This window comes from Pseudomonas sp. MD195_PC81_125, assembly GCF_014060985.1.
Taxonomy (GTDB): domain Bacteria; phylum Pseudomonadota; class Gammaproteobacteria; order Pseudomonadales; family Pseudomonadaceae; genus Aquipseudomonas; species Aquipseudomonas parakoreensis.
The window spans coordinates 1-11,844 of the sequence record NZ_JABULD010000173.1; the positions used below are offsets into that span (position 1 = coordinate 1).

10 protein-coding genes and 3 pseudogenes are annotated in these 11,844 nt (G+C 61.5%); 7 read left to right on the forward strand and 6 right to left on the reverse strand.

The annotated features are described in order from the left end of the window. Positions 1–19: 19 nt before the first annotated feature. The 3 genes and pseudogenes from HT737_RS07560 to HT737_RS07570 form a co-directional block, all read right to left on the reverse strand. Positions 20–1,042 carry a YhcG family protein gene (locus tag HT737_RS07560; protein WP_182402054.1) on the reverse strand — a complete coding sequence of 341 codons (1,023 nt, stop codon included), beginning with the start codon at positions 1,040–1,042 and terminating at the stop codon, positions 20–22. A gap of 182 nt (positions 1,043–1,224) precedes the next feature. Next, positions 1,225–2,649, reverse strand: coding sequence for a sensor histidine kinase (locus HT737_RS07565; RefSeq protein WP_182402056.1), 1,425 nt, complete (start codon positions 2,647–2,649; stop codon positions 1,225–1,227). Beyond that, positions 2,636–3,357: pseudogene (locus HT737_RS07570) on the reverse strand (response regulator transcription factor). Before HT737_RS07570 ends, HT737_RS07565 begins: the two are co-directional and overlap by 14 nt. 217 nt (positions 3,358–3,574) lie before the next feature. Between HT737_RS07570 and HT737_RS07575 the strand changes: the two are divergent. Both HT737_RS07575 and HT737_RS07580 read left to right on the forward strand, forming a co-directional pair. Then, complete coding sequence (locus tag HT737_RS07575) at positions 3,575–6,328, forward strand: response regulator (protein ID WP_182402060.1); 2,754 nt, start codon at positions 3,575–3,577, stop codon at positions 6,326–6,328. 83 nt (positions 6,329–6,411) lie between these two features. Further along, positions 6,412–7,402, forward strand: a pseudogene (locus HT737_RS07580) (2-hydroxyacid dehydrogenase). A 12-nt stretch (positions 7,403–7,414) separates the two neighbouring features. Here the strand turns inward: HT737_RS07580 and HT737_RS07585 are convergent. After that, complete coding sequence (locus HT737_RS07585; RefSeq protein ID WP_047295781.1) at positions 7,415–7,861, reverse strand: hypothetical protein; 447 nt, start codon at positions 7,859–7,861, stop codon at positions 7,415–7,417. 133 nt (positions 7,862–7,994) lie between these two features. On the opposite strand from HT737_RS07585, the gene HT737_RS07590 reads away from it, so the two are divergent. Together HT737_RS07590 and HT737_RS07595 are read left to right on the forward strand one after the other, a co-directional pair. Then, positions 7,995–8,429, forward strand: coding sequence for a hypothetical protein (locus tag HT737_RS07590; RefSeq protein ID WP_041067531.1), 435 nt, complete (start codon positions 7,995–7,997; stop codon positions 8,427–8,429). Beyond that, a complete protein-coding gene (locus HT737_RS07595) occupies positions 8,429–8,833 on the forward strand; it encodes an META domain-containing protein (protein WP_182402058.1) in 405 nt (134 codons plus the stop codon). The genes HT737_RS07590 and HT737_RS07595 overlap by 1 nt, the downstream gene beginning before the upstream one ends. Positions 8,834–9,014: 181 nt before the next feature. Here HT737_RS07595 and HT737_RS07600 read toward each other — a convergent pair whose 3' ends face one another. Continuing rightward, positions 9,015–9,482, reverse strand: a complete 468-nt coding sequence (locus HT737_RS07600; protein ID WP_041067536.1) for a TlpA disulfide reductase family protein — start codon at positions 9,480–9,482, stop codon at positions 9,015–9,017. 114 nt (positions 9,483–9,596) lie between these two features. On the opposite strand from HT737_RS07600, the gene arsC reads away from it, so the two are divergent. From arsC to HT737_RS07615, 3 genes and pseudogenes are all read left to right on the forward strand, one after another. Continuing rightward, a complete protein-coding gene (gene arsC / locus HT737_RS07605) occupies positions 9,597–9,950 on the forward strand; it encodes an arsenate reductase (glutaredoxin) (RefSeq protein ID WP_047295787.1) in 354 nt (117 codons plus the stop codon). Further along, positions 9,947–10,544: pseudogene (gene wrbA / locus HT737_RS07610) on the forward strand (NAD(P)H:quinone oxidoreductase). Before arsC ends, wrbA begins: the two are co-directional and overlap by 4 nt. Positions 10,545–10,606: 62 nt before the next feature. Then, a complete protein-coding gene (locus HT737_RS07615) occupies positions 10,607–10,972 on the forward strand; it encodes a DUF2069 domain-containing protein (protein ID WP_306287187.1) in 366 nt (121 codons plus the stop codon). Positions 10,973–11,085: 113 nt separating this feature from the next. On the opposite strand, the gene HT737_RS07620 is transcribed toward HT737_RS07615, so the two are convergent. Beyond that, on the reverse strand, positions 11,086–11,760 hold the full coding sequence (locus HT737_RS07620) for a DNA-3-methyladenine glycosylase I (RefSeq protein WP_121186706.1): 675 nt from the start codon (positions 11,758–11,760) through the stop codon (positions 11,086–11,088). Positions 11,761–11,844: the final 84 nt, after the last annotated feature.

Below are 11,844 nucleotides of genomic sequence, written 5' to 3' on the forward strand. Positions count from 1 at the left end.
CTGGGAATAAGCAGATGGCTCAGCCTTCTTCATCCCCTGCGACATTCATGGCATAGAACTCGTGCAATTTGGCTTGCAGCAATTGTTTGTCTGGCAACTGCACCTGATATTCCGCGATCAATGCTGCAGACAAGCTGCGGTTGAGGGCGTACTCGACGACCTCGTCCTCCTTGCTGGCGCACAGCAATACGCCGATGGCCGGATTCTCGTGAGGCTTGCGAACGCCGCGATCCAGCGCTTCAAGGTAGAAATTCAGCTTGCCCAGATATTCAGGCTCAAAACGTCCGACCTTGAGCTCGATGGCGACAAGACAGTTGAGCCCACGATGGAAGAACAGCAGATCAAGGGCGAAATCACGGCCGCCAACTTGTACCGGATACTCCGAACCGACGAAGCAGAAATCGCGCCCCAACTCGATCAGAAATTCCTTCAGTCGCCCCAGCAAACCTCGATGCAGATCGGTTTCGGCGTGCACGCCGGGAAGGTCGAGAAACTCGACCATGTAGGCGTCACGGAAGATTTCGAGCGCAGCGGGATGAGTCTGTTTGAGGGCAGCAGAAGCCTTTGCTGGCTGGGTGACACTGCGTTCGAAAAGCGCAGCCTTGAGCTGGCGTTCGAGTTCGCGCTTTGACCACTTTTCCTGAATCGCCATGCGGACGTAGAACTCGCGTTCTTCTGGACGTTTGCTTTGGCTGAAAATGATCAAATTGTGAGACCAAGACAATTGTCGCACCAGTGGTGCGACTTTTTCTTCAGCGTGATAAGTCTCGTAGAACTGGCACATGCGGAACAAGTTCGAACGGGTAAACCCACGCAGCCCTGGCTGCGTTCGAGCCAGATGTTCGGCCAGTTGCCTAACCACCGCATCGCCCCACTCAGCGCGAGCGATCTTGCGGCTGATGTAACCCCCCACCTGCCAGTACAACTCGATCAGTTGAGTATTTACTGCTTGCACGGCTTGCTGCCTGGCGTTCTGAATCAGCGCCAGTACTTCATTGAAACGGTTATCGGAGGCATTGCCGGGGATGTCAGTTGCAGTCATGACCAGTTCCTTGAGGACGAGCGGAGCCCCGAGAGTAAACGGTCAAGAACGGGTTAAAACGTCGATAAACTCCTTTAGGAAAGGTCGTACAAAAATACGAGATCCCTCCCGCACGGGCTGACAGTGGTGAAGCGAAATTCCCCATCGCGAGCAGACTCACTCCTACAGATGGCGTTTGCTATTCACACAATCTGCGGACGACCGACATCCACTGTGGAGGCGAGCTTGCTCGCGATAGCATCAGTCGATGCGACATCAACGTCAGCCACCAGGCGCAAATTCAGGCGCAACCCCGCCCCGGCATTCTCCGCCCACACCATCCCGCCCTGGCGCTGCACCGCATTCCTGGCAATGCTCAGCCCCAACCCAAACCCGCCATCCCCCGTGCGTGAGCCGTCGAGGCGGGTGAACGGCGAGAAGATCCGTTGCAGATTCCCCTCGGCCACCCCGCCGCCCTGATCCTCCAGCCACAAATGCCAATAATCATCGTCACGCCGTCCATCAAGGCGCACGATGCCGCCCTCGGGCGAATGGCGGATGGCATTGCGCAGAATATTTTCCAGCGCCTGCGCCAAAGTATTGAGGTTGCCGCGCACCCAGCACGACGCCGGCACCGCGCACTGCAATTGCAGGCTCGGCCAGCCGCTTTCATAACAGGCGTTGTCGGTGAGCATTTCCCACAGCGCCTGGATCTGGATCGCTTCGTCCGCCAAGGGCGCGCGTTCGGTGTCGAGCCAGGCCAGTTGCAAAGTGTCTTCGACCAGCCGCTGCATGCCGTCGACTTCACGGCCGATGCGCTCGCGCAGTTGGCGCAGATCCTGTTCGCTTTCACTGGCCACCCGCAGCCGGCTGAGCGGCGTACGCAATTCATGGGACAGGTCGCGCAGCAGCTGCTGTTGCAGGGCGACGGTGGATTGCAGGCGTTCGGACATTGAGTCGAAGGCCCGCGCCAGCTCGCCGAGTTCGTCCGGGCGCTGGGTGATGCCGCTCGACAGACGCACATGCAATTGGTCGGCACGCCAGGCGTTGGCCTGCTCACGCAAGTTATTCAACGGCACTACCAGCAAGCGATACAGGCCAATGCACAGCAATAAGGTGAACAGCCCCGGAATCACGCCGTTGGTGATCACCCGCCAGAACACTCGGTATTTCCCCGGCAGGAAACGCTCGGGCAACTCAATCACCAGACTGCCGGCGGACGGGTCCTTCGGAAACGGCACGCGCAGCCACGGCCGGCCCTTTTTGTGGATCGGCCAGTCGAGGCCGCGCAAAAAGGTCAGGTGCTGGATTTCCTGTTCATTCAGCGGCTCGCTGCTCAACGATTGCAGATTGCGGTCGATCACCCCGACCCAGGCCGCCTCGCGCAACTCCATACTCTGCAACCAGTTATCGACACCGTCGCGCTCACCGCGCTGCCACGCCCGCTCGGCCTCGCCGGCATAACGGCTGAGGGTGCCGCGCGCCTCGTCGGAGAGGAACTGGTTGCGCTCTTCCATGTAGCGGCCCCAGGACCAGCTCAGCCAGATCATCAGCAGACAGAACGCCACCAGCAGACACGCCAGTTTCCAGAACAGCGAATGCCGCCCCGGCAAGTCAGAGACTTTCATCGGGCGCACTCAGCACATAACCCTTGCCCCACACCGTGCGCACTTCCCGTTCGGCGTAGCGATGGCCTTGAGTTTGCGGCGGATCTGGCTGATGTGCATGTCGAGGCTGCGGTCGTGGGCCGCATAGCCGCGTTGCAGCACATGCTGATAAAGGAAGGCCTTGCTCAGCACTTCTTCGTCGTTGCGATTGAGGGTTTCCAGCAGACGGTATTCGCTGCGAGTCAGACCGGCGGCTTGTGCGTTATAGAAGACCTCGCACTGTTCTTCGTCGAAACGCAGCGCGCCGTGGATCGCAGCCGGGGCAATCGCTGCCGGGCGCCGATCCAGCGCCACCCGGCGCAGGATCGCCTCGATCCGCACATGCAGCTCGGCCATGCTGAACGGCTTGGGCAGGTAATCATCGGCGCCCAGACGAAAGCCGCTGATGCGATCGGCCTCGGCGCCCAGCGCCGACATCAGCAGCACTGGCGTCGAATGGCTCTGGCGCAACTGCGTCAGCACCTTCAGGCCATCGAGCCCAGGCAACAGAATGTCCATCAGCACCACGTCGAACGGCTGATGGCGGGCGATGTTCAGCCCTTCCTGCCCGTTCTGGCACCAGGTCACTGCAAAGCCGCTCCGGCCCAGGTGTTCGTGAACATAGGCACCGAGCACCGGGTCGTCCTCGATGGCAAGAATGCGTGGCAGGTCGGTGGAAACAGGAGTCATGAGTATCTGCAAATAATTCTCAGTTGGCCGATTATTCAAGATTGCCCGCCATCGGGCAACCCAAGCTTGACCGGCCGGACAAACGCGCCTCGCCCTGGCGGCCGAGGGCGAGATGATTTTTCCGAAGATTGCCTGCCTGCAAATCGCTACACTGCGCCAATGTCGCGTGCCGGACGCACGTGCGAGTCAACAGTTCAGCGGGATGCAGGAGATGGGTGTGCTCAAGAAACTGGGAATCAAAGGTCGCGTATTGTTGCTGACCCTGTTGCCCACCAGCCTGATGGCGTTGGTGCTCGGTGGCTATTTCACCTGGATGCAACAGTCCGATTTGCAGACCCAACTGATGCAGCGCGGTGAAATGATCGCCGAGCAACTGGCGCCATTGGTGGCGCCCGCCATGGGCCACGGCAACACCGATCTGCTGGAGCGCATCGCCACCCAATCGCTGGAACAGCCTGACGTGCGCGCCGTCACCTTCCTCGCCCCAGATCGCACACCGCTGGCGCACGCCGGTCCGACCATGCTCAATCAAGCCCCCAGTGGCGACAGTGCACAACTGCAACGGCGCAGCGGCAATGACGCCACACGTTATCTGATGCCGGTGTTCGGCAAGCATCGCAACCTCGCCGGCGACGTGATCCCGCAAGAATCCGAGCGCCTGCTCGGCTGGGTCGAACTGGAGCTGTCGCACAACGGCATGCTGCTGCGCGGTTATCGCAGTCTGTTTGCCAGTCTGCTGCTGATCGCCGCGGGCCTCGCCGGCGCGGCCCTGCTCGCCTTGCGCATGGGCCGCACCATCAACCGCCCGTTGAGCCAGATCAAACACGCCGTTGCGCAACTCAAGGACGGTCATCTGGAAACCCGCCTGCCACCACTCGGCAGTCAGGAACTGGACGAGTTGGCCTCGGGCATCAACCGCATGGCCGGGACCCTGCAGAACGCGCGCGAAGAACTGCAGCACAGCGTCGATCAGGCCACCGAAGATGTGCGGCAGAACCTGGAAACCATCGAGATCCAGAACATCGAACTGGACCTGGCGCGCAAAGAAGCGCTGGAGGCGAGCCGGATCAAATCCGAGTTCCTCGCCAACATGAGCCACGAAATCCGTACGCCACTCAACGGCATTCTCGGCTTCACGCATCTGTTGCAGAAAAGCGAGCTGACCCCGCGCCAGCTCGACTATCTGGGCACCATCGAAAAGTCCGCCGACAGCCTGCTCGGGATCATCAACGAGATCCTCGACTTCTCGAAGATCGAGGCCGGCAAGCTGGTGCTCGACCATATCCCGTTCAACCTGCGCGACCTGTTGCAGGACACCCTGACGATTCTGGCGCCGGCGGCTCATGCCAAGCAATTGGAGCTGGTGAGTCTGGTCTATCGCGACACGCCGCTGTCGCTGGTCGGTGACCCGCTGCGGCTGAAGCAGATCCTCACCAACCTGGTCAGCAACGCGATCAAGTTCACCCGCGAAGGCACCATCGTCGCGCGCGCCATGCTTGAGGAAGAACACGAAGACAGCGTGCAACTGCGCATCAGCATTCAGGACACCGGCATCGGCCTGTCGAGTCAGGATGTGCGCGCGTTGTTCCAGGCATTCAGTCAGGCCGACAACTCGCTGTCGCGCCAGCCCGGCGGCACCGGTCTGGGTCTGGTGATTTCCAAGCGCCTGATCGAACAGATGGGCGGCGAAATCGGCGTCGACAGCACCCCGGGCGAAGGCTCGGAGTTCTGGATCAGCCTGAGCCTGCCGAAAACCCGCGACGACACCGAAGATTTGCCGGCCCCACCGCTGCTCGGACGCCGCGTGGCGGTGCTGGAAAATCACGAACTGGCGCGCCAGGCCTTGCAGCATCAACTGGAAGACTGTGGCCTCGATGTCACGCCATTCAATACGCTGGAGAGCCTGACCAACGGCGTCACCGGCGCGCACCAGACCGATCAGGCGATCGATCTTGCGGTGCTCGGCATCACCAGCAACGACATGCTCCCGGAGCGCCTGAACCAGCACATCTGGGATCTCGAACACCTCGGTTGCAAAGTGCTGGTGCTGTGCCCGACCACCGAACAGACGCTGTTCCATCTCTCGGTGCCCAACCCGCACAGTCAGCTCCAGGCCAAACCGGCCTGCACGCGCAAATTGCGTCGGGCGCTGGCGGATCTGGCCAACCCGCGCCAGCCGCGCAGTGAGCCGGGCGAACCGCTGTCGAGCCGTGCTCCGAAAGTGCTGTGCGTCGATGACAATCCGGCCAACCTGTTGCTGGTGCAGACCCTGCTCGAAGACATGGGCGCCAAGGTGTTGGCCGTGGAAAGCGGCTATGCGGCGGTCAAGGCAGTGCAGAGCGAATCCTTCGATCTGGTGCTGATGGACGTGCAGATGCCGGGCATGGACGGACGCCAGACCACCGAAACCATCCGCCAGTGGGAAAGCGAACGGCATTGCACACCGCTGCCGATCGTCGCCCTCACCGCCCACGCCATGGCCAACGAAAAACGCGCCTTGCTGCAAAGCGGCATGGACGACTACCTGACCAAACCGATCAGCGAGCGGCAACTGGCGCAAGTGGTGCTGAAATGGACGGGACTGGCCTTGCGCAATCAAGGCGCGGAGCGCGCCATCGAGAGTACGACGGGGGGCAACGAACTGCCCGTGATCGACCACGAAGAAGGCTTGCGCCTGGCCGCCGGCAAGGCCGATCTGGCGGCGGACATGCTGGCGATGCTGCTCGCCTCGCTGGAAGCCGACCGCGAAGCGATTCGCGCCGCCAGTGAAGCCCGCGATCAGAATGCACTGATCGAGCGCGTGCATCGCCTGCACGGCGCGACCCGGTATTGCGGCGTACCGCAATTGCGCGCGGCCTGCCAGCGCAGTGAAACCCTGCTCAAACAGGGCGATCCGAAAGCACCGGCGGCGTTGGAGGAATTGGAGCGGGCGATCAATCGCCTCGCGACCCAGGCCAGAATCAGCGCCTGACCCATGGCAATACCGGCGGTGGCAACCGCCGATAAAGTGGTGGTGGTCAACATTGACTCGCCACCCCGCTCCAGGAGGAATACATGCGCACGCTCGTTTTCAGCAGCCAGACCTACGACCGCGACAGTTTCCTCGCCGTCGATTGCCCGGGCGGGATAGAACTGCACTTTCAGCAGGCCCGGCTCAGTCTCGACACCGCCGCCCTGGCCGAGCACCACGAGGTGGTCTGCGCCTTCATCAATGACGATCTCAGTGCGCCAGTGCTGGAGCGTCTGGCGGCCGGGGGGCACGCGCCTGATCGCCCTGCGCTCGGCGGGCTACAATCATGTCGATCTGCTCGCGGCGAAACGCCTCGGGTTGGCCGTGGTGCGGGTGCCGGCCTATTCGCCACATGCGGTGGCCGAACATGCGGTGGCGCTGATTCTGGCGCTCAACCGGCGCCTGCACCGCGCCTACAACCGCACCCGCGAAGGCGATTTCACCCTGCACGGCCTGACCGGTTTCGATCTGGTGGGCAAAACGGTCGGCATCGTTGGCACCGGGCAGATCGGCGCGACGTTCGCGAAAATCATGCACGGTTTCGGTTGTCAGTTGCTGGCCTACGATCCGTATCCAAATCCGGAGGTTGTGGCTTTGGGCGCGCAGTATCTGAGCCTGCCGGAGCTGCTCGCACAGTCGCGGATCATCAGCCTGCATTGCCCGCTCAATGCGCAAAGCAAACACTTGATCAACCGTGAGTCACTGGCCCATCTGCAACCGGGGGCGATGCTTATCAACACCGGGCGCGGCGGCCTGGTGGACACACCGGCGTTGATCGATGCACTGAAGGACGGCCAATTGGGCTATCTGGGACTGGATGTGTATGAGGAAGAGGCGCAGCTGTTTTTCGAGGATCGCAGCGACTTGCCGCTGCAGGACGACGTGCTGGCGCGGTTACTGACGTTTCCGAACGTGATCATCACTGCGCATCAGGCGTTCCTGACCCATGAAGCCTTGGGTGCGATTGCCGCGACCACCCTGCACAACATCGCGACCTGGGCCGCAGGCACGCCGCAGAACCAGGTCGAAGGTTGAAGGCTTGCCGGTTTATTTCGGCGACAGCGAAGAAGCGAGGATCAGCAACGCCAGCCAGCCGAACCCGAAAAAGCGCTGTTTCATCGAGTGGCCGTTGCGCAGCAGGAACCAGACAAAGACCATCGGCAACAGAAACACCATGATCTTCAACCAGCCTTCCACCGGACGCGAACCATCAGCGTTGGCCTGAGGCTGCGGCGCGGGCTCGGGCTGCCGACGACGCCGGCCGACAGCGGCCGGTGTCACTTTCGGCGCTGGCTCTGGAGCTGGCGGCGGAACAAAGGCGTCGGGCACGGATTTGTTGCGCGGCAGGCTGCCGAATGAAATTGTCGCGGCGGCTGCCGTCGCCTGCGGCGGGTTGTGGTCATGTTGCTCCGCCATCGGAGCGCCACAATGAATGCACGCCTTGGCTTCGGAGCTGATGCTCCGCTTGCATTCATAACATTCGATCAGCGCCATGTTCCGTTCCCTCAGATTGAAGGGCGGCAGTTTGCCATGAGCGCCAGCCGATTTGAACCGGATCGAAGGTCGCACGCGTACGCCATCCTGCAATCAAGCCCGTGCTAGCATGTCGCGCAGATTTGGAGGACCCATGGTCGAACACGATTTCCGCTACACCCTGATGAACCCGCAACACACCCTCACCGAATGCCGCGCCCTCGTACCGGGCCGCTATCAGGTCACCGGCAATGGTGGCTCGATCCGCAACGGTGATGTCCTGTTGGTCACGCTCAAAGGCAGCAAGGACTTGTCCATGCGCCTGACCGTCGACACCGTGCGCCACCTGATCAATCCGCCGGGGCAATGGACCGCAATGACCACGGGCCCGGTATTCGGCGAACTGGCGATCCACACCTGGCAGGTCAACTGCGACAGCTGCGCCAAAGAGCTGAACTTCGAGTTCGCCGTGGACGCCAAGCTGGGCAAGAGCGCCGAGAAGCCGGCCGCCACCGCACGCATCGCCGAGCTGGGCTGGAAAGCCGTTGGCGACAAGCACTTGTGCCCGAAATGCCAGGAGCCTGCGTGATGAAACGCCTTGCCCTGCCGCTGCTGGTCGGTGTCGGTCTGGTGGGCTGCGCCGCAGAGCCGGTGCAACTGCAGCAGAACCGCAGCTACATTCTGGAGTGGATCGGCGAGCGGCCCTTGATGGATTACAGCCACCTGACCGTGACCCTCGGCGACGATGGTCGTGCTTACGGCAATGGCGGCTGCAACCACTGGTTCGCGCCGTACACCCTCGAAGGCGACAAGCTGAGCTTCGGCCCGATCGGCAAGACCCGCAAACTCTGCGCCCCGGCGCTGATGGAGCAGGAACAACGCTTCCTGCAGGCCCTGCAAGGCGTTGAGCGCTGGGACATCTCACCGATCGAGCAGATGCGCTTCTGGCCGGCGCAAGGCAAGCCGTTGCGTTGGTGGCTGGAAGAGGGTTAACCCCCTCCTGCTGCTGAGACTACCCTGTGGTGAGGGGATTTGATCCCCGATGGGGCGCGGAGCGCCCCCCCCTTCGGAGGGTCAGGGTAAACCGAGCTCTCGGGTTTCAGGGCTGCTGCGCAGCCCATCGGGGCGGTGCGACGTTTCGCTAAATCCCCTCACCACAAAACCTCCACTTGCCCTACTTTGTCGCCTGCAACGCCTCCAGCTTCGCCATTACCCCCGCCGCCGTCTGCTCACCCATCAACTGCTCACGCACCTTGCCCTTGTTGTCGATAATGTAAGTCACCGGCAGGGCCTCACTGCGCGGCAGGTCGAACAGGTCGGCCGGATCCTGCGCCAGCACGGTGAACTTGATGCCGAGTTTCTCGCTGGCGCTCTTCAGGTCTTCACCCTGGACGTTGTCGAAGTTGACCCCGAACACACCGACATTCTTGCTCTTGAGTTCGTCCGCCAAATGATTGAGCTCCGGGATTTCAGTGCGGCACGGGCCACACCATTCGGCCCAGTAGTTGAGCACTACCCATTGCTTGTCCAGGCGCTCGGACGCCACTTTCTGACCATTCTGGTCAATGCCGTAGTCGTTGCCGCAGCCCCCCAGCATCAACGCCCCGATTATCGTCAATGCCGCTGCCAATCGCCGTGTCATGTCATGTTCCCTGGTCAAAAATTGAAGGCGCCTGCGACCCGTTGCCTCTGAAGGTTCTGGATTGCGCGCTGCACAGTTAGAATAGCCGCCACTTTACGCCAGAAGCGACCTGCCATGACCGATCTGACGCTTTATCACAATCCGCGCTGCTCGAAATCCCGCGGCGCGCTGGAACTTCTTGAGGCCCGTGGCCTGACCCCGAACGTGGTGCGTTACCTCGAAACCCCGCTGAATGCGGTGCAAATCAAGGCACTGCTCGGCAAGCTCGGGATCAGCGCGCGTCAGTTGCTGCGCACCGGAGAAGATGAATACAAAATGCTTCAGCTGGCTGACGAAAGCCTCAGCGAAGCGCAATTGATCGACGCCATCGCCCAGCACCCAAAACTGATGGAGCGGCCAATTCTTGAAGTCGGCAACAAGGCCGTGATCGGTCGTCCGCCGGAAAATGTGCTGGAGCTGTTGCCGTGAGCGCGCCCTATATTCTGGTGCTGTATTACAGCCGCAACGGCGCGACCAATGAGATGGCGCGGCAGATTGCGCGCGGTGTCGAACAGGCGGGTCTCGAAGCGCGCTTGCGTACGGTGCCGGCCATTTCCACCGAATGCGAAGCCGTGTCGCCGGACATCCCGGATGAAGGCGCATTGTATGCCACGCTCGATGACCTGAAGAACTGCGCCGGTCTGGCGCTGGGCAGCCCGACGCGCTTCGGCAACATGGCCGCACCGCTGAAGTATTTCCTCGATGGCACCAGCAATCTGTGGCTGACCGGTGCACTGGTCGGCAAACCGGCTGGCGTGTTCACCTCCACCGCCAGCCTGCACGGCGGCCAGGAAACCACTTTGTTGTCGATGATGCTGCCGTTGTTGCACCACGGCATGCTGATCACCGGCCTGCCGTACAGCGAGTCGGCGCTGCTGGAAACCCAGGGCGGCGGTACGCCGTATGGCGCCAGTCATCATGCCGGGGCCGATGGCAAAAAAAGGTCTGGATCCGCACGAGATGGCGCTGTGTCGTGCCCTTGGCCTGCGTCTGGCCAAGACCGCGCAGAAACTGGAGGGCTGAGGGTGGCGAAGAAGCCGAAAGTCCTGCCCTCTGTCGAGTGGCTCGAACCCCGCGTCAAGGCGATGCGGGTCGTCAGCCTGCTGTGCTTCTTCGGCCTCGCCGGGCTGCTCGCCGTTTACTACCTGGTGTTTGCCGACCTGCATGGCGCCAGACCGTGGGTGATTCTGCTGGTCGAGCTGATCCCGTGGCTGATCCTCGCGCCGGGGATGCTGATGGGCAACGCACGTGCGCACTCGTGGATGTGCTTTGTGGTGAATCTGTATTTCATCAAAGGCGCACTGGCGGCCTATGACCCGAACCGGCAGCTGTTTGGCGTGCTGGAGATGGTCGCGAGCCTGGCGCTGTTCTGCTCGGCGCTGCTGTATGTGCGGTGGCGGTATCAGTTGAATCGCAAGCTGGCTGGCGAGGGCGAAGTCTCTGTCGCCTGACAGATCGCTATCGCTGGCAAGCCAGCTCCCACCGTTTTTGTGTCGATCACAAAATTGTGTTTCAACAAGGATCCTGTGGGAGCTGGCTTGCCAGCGATTGAAGCAACTCGATGTCAATGATTGACGGTGTACGCCAGCATCATCGAAATCTGGCTCATCGGCCGCCCGCCACTCTGTTCATGCCACTGATTGAACGCGTTCTGCACAATCGCCAGATCACGCAGGCTGGTCGGCACCTTGTCGACGATCTTCTGCGCATTCAGCGCCGCGACCACGTCATAGCTCGGCACGAAGGTGTCCTTGCCGACCATGCGCAGGAAGCGCGGCGCCGACAGCCCACCTAACTGACTTCCGTGTTTTTTCAGGTAAGTCCACAGACCGACGATATCGGTCACCGGCCAGTCGGCGATCAGCGCGCCGAAACTGCCCTTCTCCTGCTCGACATCGAGAATGAACTGCGCATTGCGCGGCACGCTCTTGAGCTTGCCCAGGTGGCGGATGATGCGCGCGTCCTGCATCAGGCGTTCAAGATGTTCGGCGCTCATCAGCACGACTTTTTCCGGATCGAACTTGAAGAACACCTCTTCGAAAGCCGGCCACTTGGCGTCCACCAGGCTGTGCTTGAGGCCGGCGCGAAAGACGCGCAAGGCCATGGTCGAGAGGTAGCGGTCGTCGCTGATTTTGCGCAATTGCGCGGGGGTCTTGGGAACGGGCAGATGGGCTTCCAGTTCAGCCGCCGAACCGAAGCGGTTCAGACAGTATTCGTGCAGCCACTTGTAATCGCGCATGCCCTCTCCTATTGAATGAAACGAAAAACCCCATGTGGGGGCAGGCCCTGTGGTGAGGGGATTTATCCCCGATGGGCTGCGCAG